The organism is Bordetella genomosp. 13 (assembly GCF_007679965.1).
Lineage (GTDB): Bacteria > Pseudomonadota > Gammaproteobacteria > Burkholderiales > Burkholderiaceae_B > Bordetella.
This window is the reverse complement of the sequence record NZ_VEHL01000002.1, coordinates 138,938-158,463: the sequence shown is the minus strand read 5'-3', so window position 1 is coordinate 158,463 and position 19,526 is coordinate 138,938. Positions and strand designations below refer to the sequence as shown.

The window sequence follows — 19,526 nt, the reverse complement described above, 5'->3', positions numbered from 1 at the left end:
CTTCCTCTATGGGGTTCAGGCGTCGGGTGCGCCCTGGTACATCTCGTCCAGCCAGGCGGCCCAGGGCCGCGCCAGCGCGGCGGCCGATCCGGGGTCGTCGCGCCGGGCGCACTCGGCCAGGCGGCGCAGGCAGCCGGGCGCCGCGGGCGCCACGGGCCGGCACAGCGCGCGCAGCTTGTCCTCGATCTGCACGGCGTCGAACGGCTTGTCGGGCCCGCCCTGCGCACTCAAGCAGGTTTCCTCGTCCTGGCCGTCGTCCGCGGCGATGAACACGCGGGCCGGCCGGTCATGCGGCGCGGCACGCGGTTCGGGAAAAGGCTCCACCACCAGGGCCTGGCGCAGCCGGGCCACGCGCGGCTCGGCCAACGACCCGGCGGCGAAGGCCTCGGCGCCGCCATGTCCGTGCACCAGCGCGGTGGCCACGGCATGCGGCAACGAGAACTTGCCGGCCAGCGTGGTGGCCGGCTCGCGGTTGTCCAGCCCCAGCGCCAGCGGATGCGCCTGCACGCGCACCGATCGCACGGCCTCGCCGCCCAGCCAGCCGGGATGGCGCCGCAGCAGCGCCTGCACCGCCTCGATGGCGGAGTGCGCGTACTGGCAGCAGGCATTGATCTTCTGGTAGCCCGACAGCACGGCCCACTGGCCGTCGTCGGCATAGGCATCCGGATGGCACTGCGCGTCCAGCGCGGTGACGTACACGTCGTGCGGCGTGCCGGGTTGTCCGCCAATGCCGCAGGCGGCGTCGTCCACCGCGGCCAGGCCGGCCACCGCGCCGTGCGCGGCCCAGGCATTGCGCACCAGCGCGCCCCGCACGGCCTGGTTGAACGGGCCCGCCATGCCCAGCGCCGTTGCACCCGCTACCGCGGCGATCAATTGCTCGGCCGGCACGCGCCGCAGGAAGGCCACGCCAGCCGCCGCGCCCACGGGCGCCAGCAGGGCATGCGGATGGATGCGCATGACCGGAAAGCGGAAGGCCGCGGCGGTACGCGCCGCCAGCTCATAGCCCAGCACCAGCGCGCGCAGCACCTCCGCCGCGCTGGCGCCGTCGGCCTCCGCCTGCGCCAGCAGCGCGGGCAGCACGTACAGGCCGCCATGGCAGACGGCGCGCCGATAGCCTTCGTCCAGTTCGTTCCAGCCCATGGCCAGCCCGTTCAGGCGGGCCGCGGCGTGCAGCGACAGCCGAGGGCGGCCCGGCGCCAGCAGCGACACCGGTCCGGCCGGCGCGTGGGCCAGCGCCAGCGCGCGCGCCCGCGCCACTTCGGGTTCGCGCACGGCGCTGAAGGCCGCGCCCAGGTCGTCGGCCAGGATGGCCGCGGCGCGGGCCCGAACCTGCGCGGGCAGCGACGCGAACGACACCGCGTGCAGGCGGCGCGCGCAGTCCGAAAAGGCCCGCGCCAGCGCGGCGCGCGCGTCGTCCGCACCGTTCAGAACAGATGCCATAGGCTTTCCTGCTGCAGCAGTTGGTCGGCCGGCCCGTCATGGATGATGCGGCCGGACTTCAGCACCACCGCGCGGTCGACGTTGGCCAGCGTGGCGGGCACGTTCTGCTCCACGATCACCACCGTGGTCCTGCGGGCGCGGTTGATCTCGGTGACGCTGGCCAGCACGTCGCGCACGATCACCGGCGCCAGGCCGATGGTGGGTTCATCCAGCAGCAGGATCGAGGGCTGGGTCATCAGCGCCATGCCCAGCGCCAGCATCTGCTGCTGTCCACCCGACAGCGATCCCGCGATCTGGTCGCTGCGCTCGGCCAGCAGCGGAAACAGGCCATAAACCTCGTCGCGCGCCTGCTGGCGCGCCTTGCCCTGCAGGCGCAGGCCTGCGATGTCCAGGTTCTGCGCCACGGGCAGCTCCCGGAACACGTTGTGCCCCTGCGGCACGAAGGCCATGCCGTGCAGCACGTTGTGGTGCACGCCGTTGGGCTGGATGTCGTGCTGACCGTACCGGATCTGGCCGGACACCGACTCCAGGTCGCCCAGGCAGGCGCGCAGCAGCGTGGTCTTGCCCGCGCCGTTGTGGCCGAATATGCCCAGGCGCTGGCCTTCCGGCACCTGCAGCGACAGGTCATGCAGCACGTGCAGCTTGCCGTAGCGGGCGTTCACGCCATTGAGTTCGAGCATGATGGTTCCTTCCCGTCGGCATCACTTGCCGAAATAGAGTTCGGCCAGCGTCTTGCTGCGCAGCAGGGTGGCCACGTCGCCCCGCTCGAGGATGCGGCCCTGCGCCATGAACACCGCGCTGTTGCACAGGTCCTGGATGAAGGACACGTTGTGCTCCACCACGCACACCGCGCGGCCCGCCTGCGCCTCTTCGCGCACGATGTCGCGCATGGTCTCGTAGGCCGCGCCCTCCACGCCCGCCATGGGTTCGTCCAGCAGCAGGCACGGGCCTTCGCTCATCAGCGCGCGCGCCAGGCCCACCAGCTTCTGCTGGCCGAAGGTGATGTCGTTGACGTTGGCGTCCGCGAGCTTGTCGAGCTTCATGCGCGCCAGGACCTGCCTGGCCCGTTCGCGCGAGCGCTGCTCGGCGCGCCGCACAGCGGGGCCGGCCGTGACCAGCCGCCAGATCGATTCGCCCGGATACTCGGTGGGCGCCACCATCAGGTTCTCCATCACGCTCAGCGATCCGAACAGCCGCATGTGCTGCCAGGTGCGCGCCACGCCGGCGCGCGCGCGGCGATGCAGCGGCTGCCCCGCCAGCGGCGTGCCCGACAGCGCGATGGTGCCGGCATCCGCCGCCACCACACCGGACACGAGGTTGAACAGCGAGGTCTTGCCCGCGCCGTTGGGTCCGATCAGGCCCAGGATCTCGCCCGGCCCGATGTCCAGGTCGATGCGGTCGGCCACGACCACGCCGCCGAAGCGCTTGCACAGCCCGCGCAGGGACAGGATGGGACTGCTCATCAATGCTCTCCCTGCGTGAGGCCGCCGCGCGCGGGCGCCACCAACCCCTGCGGACGCAGGAACAGGAACAGGATCACCAGCGACGTGAAGATCAGGCCCTGCAGCGGCCCCATCACCGAGGACGGCAGGTTCAGGAACGTGATGGCCTCGGGCAGCAGCAGCAACAGCACCGCGCCCACCACCGGCCCCATCACCGAGCCCATGCCGCCCACCACCACCATGGTCAGGATCATGGCCGATTGCAGGATCTGGAACTGGTCGGGCGTGACGTACTGGTAGTAGTAGGCATACAGCCCGCCCGCCAGGCCGGCCAGGCCGGAGCCCAGCGCGAAGATGGCGATCTTGATGTTCATCGCGTTGCGGCCCAACGCCTGGAAGGCCAGTTCGTCGTCGCGCATGGCCTGGATCGCGCGGCCATAGGGCCCGCGCACCAGCATGCGCAGGCCCAGCACCGTGGTGGCCGCCAGCGCCAGCGAGATGCCGGCGAAGATCAGGTTGCGCTGGCCGTCGATGATGTTTGGAATGCCGCCCAGGCCGCTTGCGCCGCCCACGAAATCCAGGTTCTTGATGATTTCCAGCAGGCCCAGCTGGAAGCCGATGCTGGTGATCAGCAGGTAGTCTCCCGAGATGCGCAGCGACGGCAGCGACAGCATGAACGACGCCGCCATCGCCACGCCGAACGCGGCGACGATGGCCAGCGCCGGCTGCGCCTCCCATTGCGTGGACAGCACGCCCACGGTGTAGGCGCCCAGCGCGAAGAAGATCGGATGCGCGATGCTGATCAGGCCGCCATAGCCGATGATCAGGTTGAAGCTGGAGGCGAGGATCACGTACAGCCCGATCAGCACCAGCAATGCAGTGAGGTATTCCATGAGGTCTCCGGGCGGATCAGGCCGTCGTGGCCGCGCCGGGCGAGGCCGCCGCGGACGCCGGCCTGCGGCGCTTGCGGACGATCTTCACGCCTTGCGGGAAGAACAGGATGGTGATGAACAGCAGCGCATACAGGATCAGGCTCTGCCAGGCCGACGGGATCACCAGGATGCTGAAGGCGCGCAGCAGGCCCAGGAACACCGCCGCCACGGCGGCGCCGAACACGTTGCCCATGCCGCCCAGCAGGGCCGCGATCACGGCGAACAGCATCATCTCGAGCGGCGTGTTGGGCACCATGGACGCGCGCGTACCGAACAGGTACATGCCCGCCACGATGAGGATCGCCGCGATCACGAAGGTCCAGGCATAGACGCGCCGCACGTTGATGCCATAAAGCCGCGACAGGTGCGGATTGTCCGCGGCGGCCATCATCACCTGGCCCAGCCGCGAATGCTTCAGCAGCACGTACAGCACGATCATCAGCGCCAGCGTGACCCCGATGGCCGTGACGTCCCAGTGGCTGACGATCACGCCGCCCGCCATGAACGAAGGCGAGATGATGGTCTTGGCCAGCGACACCGGCTCGGTGCCGGCGACCATCGCCAGCGCGTACTGCACGAACTCCGAGATCACCAGCGTGAAGATGAAGAAGGTCAGCGGCGGCGAGTTGCGCCGCCGGAAGGTCTGCAGGCCCAGCGTTTCCATGGCCAGCGCGGCGATGATGGCCGAGGCCGCGCCGCACGCCAGCACCGCCCAGGTGGGCAGGCCCAGCTTGTTGATGGCGGCATACATCGTGTAATAGGCGATTCCCATCAGGCCGGCCTGCGCGAAGTTCCATACCTTCACGACGCGCAGCACCAATGAGAACGCCGCGGCCAGCAGGACCGCGTAGCTGGCGTTGGCCAACCCGGTCCAGCCGATTTGCAGCAGTGTCTGGAAGTCCAGCATATCTATCCCCGTTGCCGGGGCGCGGCCGATCCACCGCGCCCGCGGCGGTCTTTACTGCACGGTTGCGATGGGCGTGAACTGGCCGTTCTTCACCTCGAACAGGTAGACCGGCTTCTTGACGCGATGGTCGGCGCTGACCTCCAGCTTGCCCGTCATGGGCAGGTCGAAGCTGCCGACCTGCACCAGCGCGGCGCGCATGTTCTCGCCGGTCAGCGGCTTGCCTTCCTTCAGCAGGTGCCGGTAGAGATCCGCGATCAGGTAGGGCATGTCGTACAGGTACTGCGTGTACGGCAGGCCGTTGGGAATGCGGTTCTCGGTCTTCTTCCAGCGCTCGACGAACTCGGCCACCTGGGGGTTCTGCTCGGCCGACGGCGCCAGGGCGGACACCAGCAGGCCCTCGGCCGCCGCGCCCAGCTGCTGCACCACCTTGGGGTTGTAGCCCGCGGAATAGGTGGAGATGGGCTGCGAGAGGCCCAGCTGGCGCAGCTGCGCGATCACCTGCGGCAGGTCGGACACCAGGCCCTGCACGTGGATGATGTCGGGGTTGGCCGTGCGCAGTTTCAGCAGCGCGCCGGTGTAGTCGGTGGACTGCGCGTCGTAGGCTTCGTACGCCACCACCTTGCCGCCCAGCTCCTCGAAGGCCTGGCGATAGATGCGCGCGCCTTCCACGCCGCTGTCGTTGTGGATGTACAGCACCGCGGCCTTTTCCTTCTTCAGCGTCTGGCGCGCATAGCGGGCCTGCGCGACCACGTCCACGTCGGCCAGCGGATAGGTGGTGTACACGTAGTCGCCCAGCTTGGCGATCTCGGGCGAGTTGGCGCCCACGCTCAGGCCCAGCACCTTGCTGCGATTGGCGATGGGCGCCACTGCCTTCACGACCGCGCTCCAGGCGGTGCCGAACACGGGCACCTTGTCCACGTTGACCAGGCGGTTGACCGCATTGATCCCCAGGCGCGGGTCGGCCTGGGTATCCAGCAGGATCATCTCCAGCGGACGGCCGTCCACCCCGCCCTTGGCGTTGATGTCCTGCACCGCCCACTGGGCCGCCTTGGCCTGGTCCGCGCCGAACAAGGCCTGCGAGCCGGTCAGCGGCATGGCCAGGCCGAAGCGCAGCGGCTCCTTGGACTGGGCCTGGGCCGGTCCGGCCAGGCCCACGCAGGCGGCCAGCGCGGCGGCCGAGGCAATGAGTTTGCGTCGCAACAGTTTCATGATCGTTTTCCCACTTGTGTGCGTTGAGGTTCTTATCTGCCTACCGTTTCCAGCTTGCCGATGAGCGCGTCGGTGGTCCCGACGTCGGCGTATTTCTCCGACATGTCGAACAGGTTCACCGCATGCGACACCTGGCTGCGGTCGTACACCGCGTCCTGCGGCACGAAAACCTTGAAGTTCAGCGAGAAAGCGTCGACCACGCTGCCGCGCACGCAGCCGCTGGTAGTGCATCCGGTGACCACCAGCGTGTCGGCCTGCAGGTCGATCAGGTGGCTGGCCAGCGCGGTGCCGAAGAACGCGCTGGGATGCTTCTTGGGCAACAGCACGTCGCCCTCGCGCGGCGCGACCTCGGCCACGAACTCGTAGCCGTGCGCGGGAATGTTCATGATGGCCGGCACCTTCTCGGCCAGGCGGCCGCCGTCGGTCGCCTTCTTGGGCGCGACGTGCGGATAGAGCACGGGCCAGCCGCGCTCGCGGAACACCGCCAGCAGGCGCGCGATGTGGCCCACGGCCTGCCAGCCCACCTCGCCGCAGCTGGTGGGGAACTCCTCGATCGACTCCCAGAACGGCCGCGGCTTCGTCCCGACCGTGCGGTACTGCACGTCGATGATCAGCAGCGCCGGCCGCTTGCCCAGCCCGCTGGGCCGGCCGAAGCCGGCGGCCCGGTAGGCGCGCTGTTCCTCGTCGCTGATGATGTCGTCCCAAGGCTTCATGTCTGCATGCTCCTTCATGTTCATTGCGCGGCGGCGGTGCGCGACAGATAGCGGCCGTGGCCCGGCTCGCCGGTGATCCTGCCGTCCTGCATCACGGTCTTGCCACGCACGATGGTGCGCACGGGCCAGCCCTTCAGGTCCCAGCCGTCGTACAGGCTGTAGTCCGAATAGGAGCCCAGTTCCTCGGCGCGCACCACGCGGGATTTGTCGATGTCGACCAGGGTGAGGTCCGCGTCGGCGCCCACGGCCAGCGAACCCTTCAGCGGATCGAGGTTGAAGATGCGCGCCGGTCCGCGCGTCAGCACCTCGGCGATGCGCGAAAGGCCCAGCCGGCCCTTGTGATAGCCCTCGGACAGCAGCACCGGCAGGATGGTGGCCGTGCCCGGGAAGCCCTGCGACGCCAGCCACAGCGGCCGTTCCTTCGTGGCCTTCTTGCGCGGTACGTGATCGGAGGCGACCACCTCGATGCTGCCGTCGCGCAGGCCCTCCCACATGGCCTCGACGTCGTCCTTGCTGCGGAACGGCGGATTGGCCTTGCCCAGCGGGCCCAGGTCCACGTCCTGGTCGTGCGTCAGGTAGTGCGGGCAGGTCTCGACGTGCACGTGTTCGTAGCGCTGGCGCCAACGCCGCACCTCGTCCAGCGCCATGCGGGTGCTCAGGTGCGGAATGTAGATGCGCGCCCCCAGGTGCTCGGCGAAGTACATCGCGCGCACACAGCTTTCCGATTCGGTGAAGGCGGGCTTGGACAGCGACCAGTCCTTCAGCGTGTCGCGGCCCTCGGCCTGCATGCGGCGGCGCACGCGATTGACGATCTCGATGTTCTCGGTGTGGCAGACGATCTTCACGTCGCCCAGCTTGGCGGCCTGCGCCAGCAGGTCGTAAAAATAGCCGTCGTCGGTGCCGTCCAGCCCCAGGTAGCGGCCTTCCTCGCCCTTGAAATTCATGAAGTACTTGAACGAGGTGACGCCGTAGTCGCGCACGTACTCGGCCAGTTCCCGCACGTGCTGCTCGTTGGCCACGCTGAAATGGAAGCCGTAGTCGACGTAGGCCCGCGTGCGCGCGTACTCCTGCTCGCGGCGATACACGTCGGTGTAGGCCTCGTTGTTCAGGAAGTAGCCCAGCACGGTGGTGAAGCCGCCCTGCGCCGCGTAGATGGTCTCGGTGGCGTACTCGGTGATCTTCTCGCCGAAGCCGAAGTGCACGTGGGCGTCGATCAGGCCCGGAAAGACGTGCAGGCCGGCGGCCGAGATCTCGGGCAGGCCTTCCTGCACGGGTGTGCCGGGGGCCAGGTGGGCGGCGATCTTGCCGTTCTGCACCAGCAGATCCAGGGGTTGGCCGTCGGTCTGCGCATCGACGGCCAGGCCGCCGCGCAGGACAAAATCCGTGGACATCAAGGGTTCTCCGATTGCTTGGGGGATTGAACTAGGTTCAGGCTGGCCAGCTCGCCCAGCGTCGAGGGCAGCAGGCCGGGCTCGTCGATGCGCAGCGCGGCCAGGCTCCGGACCAGCCATGCGCGATCCAGGCCCGCGCCGATGCACACCAGCCGCGAACGCGGATCGGCATCGGGCCACTGGGCGACGGCCTCGGGCGGATGGAAGACCTTGCCGACGGTCTGCACGAAGATCTGCGGCGGCCGGGCATCGGACAGGCGCAGCAGGCCCTTGCAACGCAGCAGGTCGTCGCCGTAATGCCGGCTGACCAGGTGCCACCAGGCGGCGATGCCGGCCCAGGTGGTGGGATGGTCGATATAGAAACCGTGGGTGCCGACGCGGTCGTGGAAGACGCCGGGCGGGTGGGCGTGCGCGGCGTCGGGGTCATGCGGGCCGGCGTGGTCGTGGCCCGCGCCGTGGTCATGGGCGACGGCATGACCGCGCTCGTGGCTCGCGTGCGCGCAATCGCCGCCAGTGCAATCGGCATGACCATGATCATGTCCATGGCCGTGATCGTGACCCGGTCCGCCATGCCCATGCGCGCCCGGCCGCGCCGCCACCCGGGCCGCCTCGCGTACCGCCACACGCTGCGGGTCGCCCCCTTGCCGCGTGAACACCGGCACTGCCGCGCTGCCCCCCTTGGACCGCACGACGTCCGCCAGCGGATTCGCGGCGGCGATGCGGGCTTCCAGTTCACGCAGCCCCTCGGCTTCGGCCAGGTCCGTCTTGGTCAGCACCACGACCTCGGCCGCGGCCAGTTGCCGCACGGACTCGGGCTGGGTGTCCAGCTGGCGCATGCCCTGCCCGCCGTCCACCGTGACCACCACCTGGTTCAGCCGCACCACGCCGGCCAGCGAGCGATCGCCCAGCAGCGTATGCAGGATGGGCAGCGGCTCGGCCAGCCCCGTGGTCTCGACCACGATGCGCGACAGCGGCCGGCCTGCCCGTTCGGCGTTGGCGCACAGGTCCAGCAGGGTTTCACGCAGGCTGCCGTTCAGCGTGCAGCACAGGCAGCCCGATTCCAGCAGCGTCAGGTTCTCGGCCACCTGGGCCAGCACCAGCTGGTCGATGCCGATGTCACCCACCTCGTTGACGACCACGGCGGTGCCGGCGGCCTGCGGCGCGCGCAGCCAGGCATTGAGCAGCGTGGTCTTGCCGCTGCCCAGGAAGCCGGTCAGCAAATCGCAATCGATGGATGGACGCATGGGCGATGCCGTCAACGCGACGGATTCTCCTTGTGTTGTTACGTTAGCCGTAATTCGATTTCGTATAGCATATCAACAGCCCATGTATTACGCTAGTCGAAATAACGTATCTTCTGACGTTACTGTAGATATTTTGCCTTCCACCAAAGGACTGCCTGGTCCATGAACTCGAATGAAATGCGGCAGAATGCAAGGCTTCCCGCTCATACCCCTGCATACGTCCGCCCCGGCGCCATGGCCGAAAAAAACCCCAATTCCGTTGAAGCGGTAAAAGTCACCGTGCGGCTGCTGGACGAACTGGCGGTCCAGCAGCGCCCCATGGGCGTGACCGAACTGGCCGACGCGCTGGGCGAGACCAAGCCGCGCGTGCACCGGCACCTGTCCACGCTGAAAGAAATGGGCCTGATCGAACAGGAACAGGCCACCGACCGCTATCACCTGGGCTGGCGCGTGTTCCAGTTGGGCGAGGCCGCCGGCAACCAATTCGACCTGCGCGCGCGCGCCACGCCGTACATGGTGCAGATCCGCGACGAGCTGAAGGAAACCGCGGTGCTGGCCGTGCCGATCAACGGCACTCCCATGGTCATCGCCACGGTGGACAACATCTACGCGCGCATCCTGATCAGCGTGAAGCCTGGCAATCGCCCTCTGCCCCATTGCTCGGCGCTGGGCCGGCTGACGCTGGCCTTCGCGCCGCAGCCCATCCAGGAAGCGCGGCTGGCCGAAGAGCTGCGCCCGGAGACCGAACGATCCATCATCGATCCGCGCGAGATCCGCAAGCGGCTGGACCTGATCCGCCACCAGATGTACGAGGTGTCCGACGGCGAGATGATGCTGGGCGTGAATACCCTGGCCGCGCCGATCTTCCGGCACGGCGACCACCTGGCCGGCGTGCTGGCCATCGTGGGCTCGATCCAGAACATTCCCAACCCGCCGCTGCGCGCGCAGGTCCAGACACTGCAACGGCATGCCGCCACGCTGTCCGTCCAACTGGGCAGCCAGGCCTATGAAGCCTGGCAGGACCGCGCCAGCGCGCGCGAGATACTCGACCGCCTTCCCTGATGACCCGCACCACCGCCAACCTGCCTCCCCTGGACCCCGATGCCCTGGCGCACAGCGCGCGCGTGGCGCAGGCTTTGCGCGAAGCCGTGCGCGCCGCGGGCGGCTGGCTGCCCTTCGAGGCTTTCATGGCCCAGGCGCTGTACGCGCCGGGCCTGGGCTACTACACCGCGGGCGCGGTCAAGCTGGCCGAATCGGCCCAGGACAAGGCAGGCGGCCTGCCGTCGGGCGACTTCGTCACCGGCCCGGAACTGACGCCCTTGTTCGCCCATACCGTGGCGCGCCAGGTGCGTCAGGTGCTGGAAGACTCCGGCACGTCGACCGTGCTGGAGTTCGGCGCGGGCAGCGGCGCGCTGGCCGAGGGCGTGCTGGCCGAACTCGACCGGCTGGGCGTCTCCGCGCAATACCGCATCGTGGAGGTGTCGGCCGACCTGCGCGGCCGCCAGCGGCAACGCCTGGCTGCCTACGGGCAACGCGTGCAGTGGCTCGATGCGCTGCCCCAGGCCTTCGAGGGCTGCGTGCTGGCCAACGAAGTGCTGGACGCCATGCCCGTCACCCTGTTCCGCTGGAGCGAACAGGCCACGGTGCTCGAGCGCGGCGTGACGCTGGACGACGCAGGCGGATTCGCCTGGGCGGACAGGCCCGCCGATGCGGCGCTGAGCCAGGCCGTCACCGCGCGCATGCCCCCGTTGCCGGGCTATGTCTCCGAGATCAATCCGCAGGCCGAGGCCTGGATGCGCGAACTGGGCGGCTGGCTGAAGCGGGGCGCCGCGCTGCTGCTGGACTACGGCTTTCCGCGCCACGAGTACTACCACCCGCAACGCGCGGGCGGCACGCTGATGTGCCACCTGCGGCACCACGCGCATGCCGATCCCTTCGCCGCGCCGGGGCTGCAGGACATCACCGCGCACGTGGACTTCACCGCGATGGCGGACGCCGCGCTGGCGGCGGACCTGCAGGTGCTGGGCTACACCTCGCAGGCGCGCTTCCTGATGAATGCCGGCCTGCTCGACCTGATGGCCCTGCAGGACCCCGAAGACGCGCGCCAGTACGCGGCCATGCTGGCGCCGGTGCAGCGGCTGCTGTCCGAGGCCGAGATGGGCGAACTGTTCAAGGTGCTCGCCGTGGGCCGGGACATGCCCGGCCCGTTGCTGGGCTTCATGCGCGGAGACCGGCTGGACGCGCTGTAGCGGCCGCCGCGCGGCCGGCCTTGCACCGCCAGCGCGGCCATGCGCCCTCAGGGCGCGCAGCGGGCCACGCCCAGGCGTTCCAGCTCCATCGCGGCGGCCAGGCATAGGTCGTCCCGCCAGGGCGCGGCGATCAGCTGCACGCCGATGGGCAGGCCGCCCGCGCCCGCCGGCCAGACCGGCGCGGTGCATACGGGCAGGCCGATGCACGACAGGGGCTGCGTCAGCAGGCCCAGGCTGGCGCGCGCCGGCAGGCGCTCTCCATCCATGTCGAACTCCGCCGCGCCGATGGGCGGGGCTTCCACCGGCGTGGCCGGCGCCAGCAGCAAGTCATAGTGCTCGAACAGGCGCATGGCCTCTTCATAGACCTGGCGTCGCACTTGTTGCGCGGCCTGCACCCACGCCGCCGGCAACAGCGAGCCCGCGATGAGGCGGTCGCGCGAATGCGGTTCGTACTGGTCGTAGTGCGTGCGCAGCCGCGCGCGATGCAACGCGCCGCCCTCGGCGCCGGTGATGACGAAGGCCGCGGAACGCGCCGACTCGGCGCCTTCCAGCACCGCATGCCCGCGGGCCTGCAACGCGTCGGCCGCCATGCCCAGCGCCTGGCGCGCGGCCAAGCCCGCCCAGCGTTCGAACCAGCCGCCCAGCACGCCGACCCGCAGGCCATCGGGCAACGCGGGCCGGGCCAGGCTGCCCGGCGCGGCCACCGCCGCCGGGTCGCGCGGGTCCGCGCCCTGCATCACGTCGCACGTCAACGCCACGTCCGCCGGGCTCGACGCCAGCACGCCCACGTGGTCGAGGCTGTACGCGAAGGGAAACACCCCGCCACGCGGCAGCCGCCCATACGTCGGCTTGTGGCCATAGATGCCGCACAGCGACGCCGGCACGCGCACGGAGCCGTTGGTATCGGTTCCCAGCGCGAACGGCACCAGTCCCGCGCCGACTGCGGCGCCCGAGCCGCCGGACGACCCGCCCGCCACGCGCGATGCATCATGCGGATTGCGCGTGGCGCCATAGTGCGAGTTCTCGGTGGTGAAGCCATAGGCGTGCTCGTCCATGTTGAGCAGGCCCACCAGCACCGCGCCCGCCTGGCGCAGGCGCGCGACGGCGGTGGCGTCATCGGCCGCCGGCGGATCGGACGCGTTGACGCGCCCGCCCGCCAGCGTGGCGACGCCCGTGACGTCGAACAGATTCTTCGCCGCGTAGGGCACCCCCGCCAGGGGCGGCAGGGTGTCGCCCCGCGCGCGCCGGGCGTCGACGTCCTCGGCCTCGCGGCGGGCCCGCTGGTGCGTCACGTGCGTGAACGCATTCAGGGTGGGCTCGCGCGCCTCGATGGCCGCCAGGCAGGCGTCCAGCAGGTCCACCGCGCGGCACTGGCCGTCGCGGACGCGGCGCGCCAGCTCGACGGCACCGACGCCCTTGCCGATCCAGTCGCCGCTCATGGCCGGAACACCGGCAGGGGCGCCTGGTCGCGATCGGCCACAGCGGCCTCCAGCGACCTGGCCATGGCGGCGAAACGCGCGAATTCGGCAGCCACGCGCGCCTGGCGCGCGGGGTCCGCGGCATAGCCGGCCAGGGCCAGCAAGGCGCCCACGGTCTCGTCCGGCGACGCGGCCCTGGACACGGAAGAATCATTTGTCATCAACAACTCCTGGTGGAAAGCGAGGAAGCGCGAAGCCGCGCCCGGCACCGGTGTACGAGTGCTCCGCGCCCGGCCTGCTTCTGCTGTCAGCTCAATCGATCTGGACGCCGACCTCTTTGACGACCTTGGCATAGCGCGTCACGTCCTCGCGGATCTGCTCGCGGACTTTCTCGGGGCTGACGGCCATGGGCTTGGCGCCCAGCCCTTTGTACGTGGCCTTCAGCTTCTCGCTCTGCACGGCCCTGGAGAACGCGTCGCTCAGCTTGGCCAGCACGTCGGCGGGCAGATCGCGCGGCGCCAGCACGCCGTTGTACAGCACGACTTCGGCAGCCGGCACGCCCGCCTGGGCGATGGTGGGCACGTCGGGCAGCACGTCGACGCGGTCGGGCGTGCTGACCGCCAGCGCGCGCAGGCGTCCTGCCGCGACTTGCGACACCGCCGGCGGCATGCTGCTGAAGGCGAAGTCGATCTCGCCGGAGAACAAGGCCTGCACCAGCGGCGCGCTGCCCTTGTAGGGCACGTGCAGCGACTTCACCCCGGACGCGCGATCCATCATTTCGCTGGCCAGGTGGATGATCGTGCCGTTGCCCGACGAGCCGTAAGTCAAGGCTCCTTCCTTGCCCTTGCCGCGCGCCATCAGGTCGGCCACGGTCTTGGCCGGCGAATTGGCGTTGACCACCAGCATCAGGGGCGACGAGGACACCAGCGCCACCGGCGTGAAGTCCTCCAGCGTATCGAACGGCAGCTTCTTGTACAGGCTGGCGTTGATGGCATGGGTGGTCAGGTCCTGGAACAGCAGCGTGTAGCCATCGGCCGCGGAGCGCGCCACCGTGTCCGACGCGATGGTGGTGCCGGCCCCCGGCCGGTTCTCGACCACGATGCTCTGGCCCAGCACGGCGGACGCCTCGGCGGCGACCGTGCGCGCCAGCACGTCGGAAATGCCGCCGGGCGGGAAACCCACCACCATCCGGATCGGCCGGCTGGGATAGTTGGACTGGGCCTGCGCGGCGCCCGTGGCACCGAGAGCCAGTACGCAGCAGAAAGAAAGAAAGGAACGACGCAACATGATGATCAACCCTTGTATGTAATTTGACGTGCTTGAAATGGCTGCCGGACCTCAGTCCCGAGGACCCGCGGCAAGCCGGATGAACGCGGACCAGAGCGCCTCGATGTCGTCCCGAGTCACGCCCCGCGCGATGAAGACCAGCGACGACTGCTCGGGCGCGGCCGCGCCCGGCGCAAGCGCCACCGGTTTGTCGAACACGTGGCAGACCCCCTGGATCAACGCGGGAGCCTGCTCGCCTTCGAAATACAGAATGCCCTTGGTACGCAGCAGATCCGGGCCGCGCAGCCGGGTCAGCGTCTCCAGGAAGAGCTGGAACACCGCGCGCTCGGGCCGCTTCGCGAAGGTGTAGACGAAGCTTGCGACGCCGCGCGGATGCAGCGCCGCGTGGCGGCCCAGGTAGCTGCCCTCGGCCTCCTGGCCGGCGCCGCCGATCGCGTCGTCCCAGCGCGCGAAGGGCGACGCCGCCACCAGCAGGGACACGTCCAGGTCGCCCATCGAGGTCGTCTCGCAGCGAGCCTGGGCGTTGATGCCGCGCGCCCACTGCAAGGCGTCTTCGCACTGCGCGGGCGTCGCCCGGTCGGCCTTGGTGATGAGCACCAGGTCCGCCGCCGCCACCTGGCGCTCGGCCATGCGGGGCGCGGCGGCGCGGGCCTGCGGCTGCGTGGCGTCGACGAGCGTCACGACGTGGGCCAGGCGGTACTGCCGCGCCAGCGGGCCGTCGCCATACAGCGTCTGTGCCACCGGGCCGGGATCGGCCATGCCGCTGGTCTCGACGATGATGCGCTCGAAGCTGGGCAGTTCGCCGCGCCGGCGCCGCATCGACAGGTCCACCAGCAGGGTCTGCAGGTCGGTGCGCAGCTGGCAGCACATGCAGCCGTTGTCCAGCAGCACGGTCTGTTCGTCCGAGCGCTCCAGCAGATGATGGTCGATGCCGATCTCGCCGATCTCGTTGACGATCAGCATCGAACCCGCCAGCTCCGGGCTGGACAACACCTGGCGCAGCAACGTGGTCTTGCCGCTGCCCAGGAAGCCGGACACCACGATCACCGGCAGGCGGGGATCGCGAGGGCCGGAAGCGACGGCTGCGCTCATAGATCCATCTCGAGCGCGTACAGTCCGCCAGCGTGGCGGTCCACCGCGAAGACGATGCCGCGGTCGTCCACGAACACGTCGTTGAACTGGATCGAGCCCACCGGAGACCCCGCCGGCGCCTCGGGCACGAAATACGCGGCCTCCACCGGCGCATAGGGATCGCGGATGTCGTAGACCCGCACGCCGCCGTTGAAGAACGTGCAGACGATGTAGTCCTCCGACTGCCACGAGCCGGGTACCGGCGTGTTCTCGTGCACATTGTGGGCGCCGAAGCGGCCGCCGCGATGCTTGTGCACCTCGACGGGCGGCATCGGGAACGTGGAAATCGACACCAGGTTCGATTCGTCGGTCATGTCCACCATCCACACCAGCTTGGGCCAGTCCCCGGCATCGTCCTGCACGGTCTCGTCGCTGACCACCAGCAGATTGCGGTTGAACAGCGGCAGGGCCGTGTGCGTGAAACCCTTGAACGGCGGCGAGTTCATGAAGCGCGAGACGGGCTTCGGATTGGACAGGTCCGAGATGTCCATGATGAACGCGCCCGCGTCCAGGTAGCCCAGGTAGCAGCGGTCGGGCCGTTGCGGGAAGACGTTGGTGTTGTGGGCGCGGAAGCCCGAATCGAAGGCCGCCGGCAGGCGCTTGGGCGGCTCCTCGGCGTCGCCCTCCATCGTGCCGGGCAGGTGCCATGCGCCCACCGCGCGCGGCTGGGTCGGCGAACTGACGTCGACGATGCGATAGACCTGGTCGTCCTTGGGATTGCGCGGCACGCGCGCGGGATCGCCGCAGGCCATGTGCACGGTCTGGCCATCGACGAACCACAGGCAGTGCGCGCCGCGCGAATGCGGCGCCGACGCGTCGAAATGCGACAGCAGGCGCGGCTGCTCGGGCACGCTGATGTCGAAGAGGTCGAAGCCGGCCGGCGCCAGGCCGGGGCGGCTGACCTGGTAGGCCACGGCCATCAGGTTGCCCGAGACCTCCAGCGAATTGGAGCGGACCGACGCGTGCGGCAGCTCGGTCTGCACCACGACGCGCGGCGCACGCGGGTCGGAGACGTCCACGCCGGTGAAGTTCTTGGGCGCGCTTTCGTGCGCCATCCACAGGATGCGGCGGCCGTCCGGCGCCAGTTGCAGCGCGATGCCTTCGCCCACGCCGCCGAAGCCGCCCAGGTCGTGCTGCGACAGCAGCCGCATGCGGGACTGCTGCGGATAGTGTGCCTTGATCATGCCGCGTCTCCCGCCGGAGCCGCCTGGTCGTACCAGGCCAGGATTTCTTCGCCCGTCATGAAGTGCACGCCTTCGCGGCCCAGCATGTATTCGAACGCCTGCTCGAAGTACTTGATGCGATGCGGCACGCCGCTCAGGAAGGGGTGCACGGCGATGCCCATGATGCGCACGTGCTCGGTGCCCTCTTCGTAGAGCCGGTCGAACGTGTCGGTCACGCGGCGCAGGAATTCGCCGGCCTCGTGATGCTGCACGGCCATCATGGGGATGTCGTTCAACTCAACGGAATAGGGCATCGCCACCATCGGGCCGCTGGCGGTGCGCAGCCTGCAGGGCTGGTCGTCCAGCACCCAGTCGCCGATGTAGCGGATGCCGGCCGCGTGCAGCAGGTCGACCGTGTCCAGCTTTTGCGTCAGGCCCGGCCCGAGCCAGCCCACCACCTTGCGGCCGGTGAAGGCCGACAGCTCCTGCACCGTCTGGGCGATCATGCCGGCCGGGTCCTCGACCTGGTGCATCGGCATCTGGATGTAGCCGTGGCCCATGAACTCCCAGTCCGCGTCGCGGGCGGCCTCGGCGATGCGGGGATAGGTGCGGCACACCCGGCCGTTGATGGACAGCGTGGGACGCACGCCGAATCGCTTGAACGCGTCGAACAGGCGCCAGAAGCCCACGCGCATGCCGTATTCGTGCCAGGCCCAGTTGGGCACGTCAGGCGCGACCGACACGCCGGTGGGCGCGGGCAGCACCTGGCGCGGCATGGCGCGCGCGATGTCCCAGTCCTCGACGTTGACGATGGGCCATACGATCACACGGGCACCCTTGGGCGCAGCCAGCGGAGCGCGGTCGACGATGGCCGAATACGGCAACCGGTCGCGCGGGGTCATAATATCCATATAGTGAAATCTCCTTGGGGGTTTTGGCATAGCCGCAACACAGGTTTTCAATCTATTTACCCGCAAATGAGGCGTCAATCGCCAGCCTCATTAATTCCACTATTTGGATATAAGTGACGTACCCCATGAACGACCGCGCAGCGTCGATCACCGGCGCACAGGCCGTGTCCCGCATCGCCGGGCTGCTGAAACTGCTGGCCGAGCATCAGGAGACGGGACTGCGCTTCGTCGACGTGGCCCGGCTGGCCGGCCTGACGCCCCCGACCGCGCATCGCCTGTTGAAGGCAATGGAGAAGGACGCACTGGCGGCGCGCGACGCCGCGACCCGCCGCTATCGGCTGGGACCACTGGTGTTCGAACTGGGCCTGGCGGCCGCCCCGCAGTTCAACCTGGTGGAGCTGTGCCGCCCTTCGCTGCGCCGGCTGGCCGATGCCACGGGCGATACGGCCTTCCTGTTCATCCGGCGCGGCAACGACGCCGTGTGCATTGATCGCGTCCAGGGGCACTATCCCATCCAGACGCCCGTGGTCACAGTGGGCAGCCGGCAGCCGCTGGGGGTGAACGCCGGCGGATTGGCGATCCTGCTGGCCTTGCCGGAACAGGCGGTGGATGCCATCGTCAACGCGGTCGACGCCCGCCTGGGCGCGTATGGCGAGCTGGACGGCCTGCACCTGGCGCAGGTCGTGCAGGCGTCGCGCGCGCAGGGCTATGCCGCGATCGGCGAAACGGCGGTGCCGGGCGTGACCGCCATCGGCCTGCCGGTGCGCAATGGATTCGGCATTCCGGCCGCGGCCATGACCATCGCCGCCACCTCCAACCGCATGACGCCCGCCCGGCGGCGCGAAATCCTGCCGCTGCTGGAACAGGAAGTGGGCAACGTGGAGCTGCTGCTGTACCGGGATTCGGAAGGCTAGCCGGGCGGGCCCTCGGGCCCCACCTCAGGCCGGGGACGACAGGCTGCGCAGGCGCGCCGCGCGCACCGCTTCCTTGATCCGCGAGGGATCGCCGGCCAGGCCGCGCGCGATCTCGCCCGCGTCGACGGCGCGCACGCGGGCCAGCGCATCCATCAGCGCCGCCGCGTCGAACGGGTGCAGCAAGGCGGCGGCGCGCACCAGTTCGGCGAAGCGCTCCGGCTTGCGCAGGCCGTCGCAGGTTTCGATCAACGCCAATGCCCGTTCGGCATCGGGCGCGTCGCACTGCCTGGCGTAGGCCAGCATGGGCTGCAGCAGGCGGGCGTAGTCCGCGCACTCGGCCGGCACGCGCCAGCGCCGTCCCAGCGCGGGCGCATCGTCGGCCGTGCGCGCCAGCACGGCATAGCGGCTGGCCAGCGGCAATCCCGCCCGCGCGGCCTCGTCCAGCGCCGAGCCATGCGCATCGGTCCATTGCAATCCGGGCGCCACCCGCGCCAGCGCCCCCGCCTGCCCCAGCACGTCCAGCATGCGCGAGGGCGTCTCGGCCATGAGGCCGCGCGACATTTCCTTCCAGACGCGCTCAGGCACCAGCGCATCGGCCTCGCCGGCCTCGACCATGTCGCGGCACAGCCGCAACGTGTCGTCGGCCACGGTGAAATCGCCGAACCGGGCCGCGAACCGCGCCAGCCGCAGGATGCGCACGGGGTCTTCGGAGAACGCCTCGCCGACGTGGCGGAACACGCGGGCACGCAGGTCGGCCGCGCCGTCCAGCGGATCGACCAGCGCGCCCTCGGGCGTGCGCGCCATGGCATTGACGGTCAGGTCGCGGCGCAGCAGGTCCTGTTCCAGCGTGACATCGGCGCCCGTGTAGAACGTGAAGCCCTGGTAGCCGCGCCCGGACTTGCGTTCGGTGCGCGCCAGCGCATATTCCTCCTTGGTGCGCGGATGCAGGAACACCGGGAAGTCGCCGCCCACGGGCACGAAGCCGCGGCGCGACATCTCTTCGGGCGTGCTGCCCACCACCACCCAGTCGCGGTCGCCGGCGGGCAGGCCCAGCATCTCGTCGCGCACGGCGCCGCCCACGACGTAGGCCTGCAGGCCGTCGACGGCGGGGTCTTTCGCGGCGCTCATGGGTGTGCCGACGTGATCACTGGAATACCGTCGTGCTGAACACGCCG

19 protein-coding genes are annotated in these 19,526 nt (G+C 69.6%); 3 read left to right on the top strand and 16 right to left on the bottom strand.

Annotation, left to right across the window (positions count from 1 at the left end):
• Positions 1 to 15: 15 nt before the first annotated feature.
• The 9 genes from FS845_RS06570 to FS845_RS06530 are packed head-to-tail and all read right to left on the bottom strand — an operon-like array spanning position 16 to position 9,278.
• A complete protein-coding gene (locus FS845_RS06570; RefSeq protein ID WP_144631622.1) occupies positions 16 to 1,440 on the bottom strand; it encodes an MmgE/PrpD family protein in 1,425 nt (474 codons plus the stop codon).
• Positions 1,425 to 2,120: an ABC transporter ATP-binding protein gene (locus FS845_RS06565; RefSeq protein ID WP_144631620.1), complete on the bottom strand. Its 696-nt coding sequence runs from the start codon at positions 2,118 to 2,120 to the stop codon at positions 1,425 to 1,427. The genes FS845_RS06570 and FS845_RS06565 overlap by 16 nt, the downstream gene beginning before the upstream one ends.
• 21 nt (positions 2,121 to 2,141) lie before the next feature.
• Positions 2,142 to 2,903 (bottom strand): ABC transporter ATP-binding protein, encoded by a 762-nt coding sequence (locus FS845_RS06560; protein ID WP_144631618.1) that lies wholly within the window; start codon positions 2,901 to 2,903, stop codon positions 2,142 to 2,144.
• Positions 2,903 to 3,775: a branched-chain amino acid ABC transporter permease gene (locus FS845_RS06555; protein WP_144631617.1), complete on the bottom strand. Its 873-nt coding sequence runs from the start codon at positions 3,773 to 3,775 to the stop codon at positions 2,903 to 2,905. Before FS845_RS06555 ends, FS845_RS06560 begins: the two co-directional genes overlap by 1 nt.
• 16 nt (positions 3,776 to 3,791) lie before the next feature.
• The gene (locus FS845_RS06550) at positions 3,792 to 4,721 is read right to left on the bottom strand and encodes a branched-chain amino acid ABC transporter permease (RefSeq protein WP_144631614.1); all 930 of its coding nucleotides are present in this window, start codon (positions 4,719 to 4,721) and stop codon (positions 3,792 to 3,794) included.
• A 51-nt stretch (positions 4,722 to 4,772) separates the two neighbouring features.
• Complete coding sequence (locus FS845_RS06545; RefSeq protein WP_144631612.1) at positions 4,773 to 5,930, bottom strand: ABC transporter substrate-binding protein; 1,158 nt, start codon at positions 5,928 to 5,930, stop codon at positions 4,773 to 4,775.
• A gap of 32 nt (positions 5,931 to 5,962) precedes the next feature.
• Positions 5,963 to 6,643: an isochorismatase family protein gene (locus tag FS845_RS06540; RefSeq protein WP_144631610.1), complete on the bottom strand. Its 681-nt coding sequence runs from the start codon at positions 6,641 to 6,643 to the stop codon at positions 5,963 to 5,965.
• A 20-nt stretch (positions 6,644 to 6,663) separates the two neighbouring features.
• Positions 6,664 to 8,034: a dihydroorotase gene (locus FS845_RS06535; protein ID WP_186332186.1), complete on the bottom strand. Its 1,371-nt coding sequence runs from the start codon at positions 8,032 to 8,034 to the stop codon at positions 6,664 to 6,666.
• Positions 8,034 to 9,278 carry a CobW family GTP-binding protein gene (locus tag FS845_RS06530; RefSeq protein WP_144631606.1) on the bottom strand — a complete coding sequence of 415 codons (1,245 nt, stop codon included), beginning with the start codon at positions 9,276 to 9,278 and terminating at the stop codon, positions 8,034 to 8,036. Before FS845_RS06530 ends, FS845_RS06535 begins: the two co-directional genes overlap by 1 nt.
• Positions 9,279 to 9,512: 234 nt before the next feature.
• On the opposite strand from FS845_RS06530, the gene FS845_RS06525 reads away from it, so the two are divergent.
• Together FS845_RS06525 and FS845_RS06520 are read left to right on the top strand one after the other, a co-directional pair.
• Entirely contained in the window at positions 9,513 to 10,340 is an 828-nt protein-coding gene (locus FS845_RS06525; RefSeq protein ID WP_186332185.1) for an IclR family transcriptional regulator, read from the top strand.
• A complete protein-coding gene (locus FS845_RS06520) occupies positions 10,340 to 11,527 on the top strand; it encodes a class I SAM-dependent methyltransferase (RefSeq protein ID WP_144631602.1) in 1,188 nt (395 codons plus the stop codon). Before FS845_RS06525 ends, FS845_RS06520 begins: the two co-directional genes overlap by 1 nt.
• Positions 11,528 to 11,574: 47 nt before the next feature.
• Here FS845_RS06520 and FS845_RS06515 read toward each other — a convergent pair whose 3' ends face one another.
• The 6 genes from FS845_RS06515 to FS845_RS06490 form a co-directional block, all read right to left on the bottom strand.
• Complete coding sequence (locus tag FS845_RS06515; protein WP_144631600.1) at positions 11,575 to 12,966, bottom strand: AtzE family amidohydrolase; 1,392 nt, start codon at positions 12,964 to 12,966, stop codon at positions 11,575 to 11,577.
• The gene (locus FS845_RS26460) at positions 12,963 to 13,166 is read right to left on the bottom strand and encodes an AtzG-like protein (protein WP_186332184.1); all 204 of its coding nucleotides are present in this window, start codon (positions 13,164 to 13,166) and stop codon (positions 12,963 to 12,965) included. Before FS845_RS26460 ends, FS845_RS06515 begins: the two co-directional genes overlap by 4 nt.
• Before the next feature lie 91 nt (positions 13,167 to 13,257).
• On the bottom strand, positions 13,258 to 14,232 hold the full coding sequence (locus tag FS845_RS06505; RefSeq protein ID WP_144631596.1) for a Bug family tripartite tricarboxylate transporter substrate binding protein: 975 nt from the start codon (positions 14,230 to 14,232) through the stop codon (positions 13,258 to 13,260).
• 51 nt (positions 14,233 to 14,283) lie between these two features.
• Complete coding sequence (locus tag FS845_RS06500; protein WP_144631594.1) at positions 14,284 to 15,324, bottom strand: CobW family GTP-binding protein; 1,041 nt, start codon at positions 15,322 to 15,324, stop codon at positions 14,284 to 14,286.
• Positions 15,321 to 16,547 (bottom strand): LVIVD repeat-containing protein, encoded by a 1,227-nt coding sequence (locus FS845_RS06495; RefSeq protein ID WP_222129973.1) that lies wholly within the window; start codon positions 16,545 to 16,547, stop codon positions 15,321 to 15,323. The genes FS845_RS06500 and FS845_RS06495 overlap by 4 nt, the downstream gene beginning before the upstream one ends.
• Positions 16,544 to 17,437, bottom strand: coding sequence for a polysaccharide deacetylase family protein (locus FS845_RS06490; RefSeq protein WP_260986190.1), 894 nt, complete (start codon positions 17,435 to 17,437; stop codon positions 16,544 to 16,546). The genes FS845_RS06495 and FS845_RS06490 overlap by 4 nt, the downstream gene beginning before the upstream one ends.
• A 125-nt stretch (positions 17,438 to 17,562) precedes the next feature.
• Between FS845_RS06490 and FS845_RS06485 the strand changes: the two genes are divergently transcribed.
• A complete protein-coding gene (locus tag FS845_RS06485; RefSeq protein ID WP_144631592.1) occupies positions 17,563 to 18,351 on the top strand; it encodes an IclR family transcriptional regulator in 789 nt (262 codons plus the stop codon).
• A 24-nt stretch (positions 18,352 to 18,375) separates the two neighbouring features.
• Here FS845_RS06485 and FS845_RS06480 read toward each other — a convergent pair whose 3' ends face one another.
• Entirely contained in the window at positions 18,376 to 19,479 is a 1,104-nt protein-coding gene (locus FS845_RS06480) for a CCA tRNA nucleotidyltransferase (RefSeq protein ID WP_313960316.1), read from the bottom strand.
• Positions 19,480 to 19,526 lie beyond the last annotated feature (47 nt).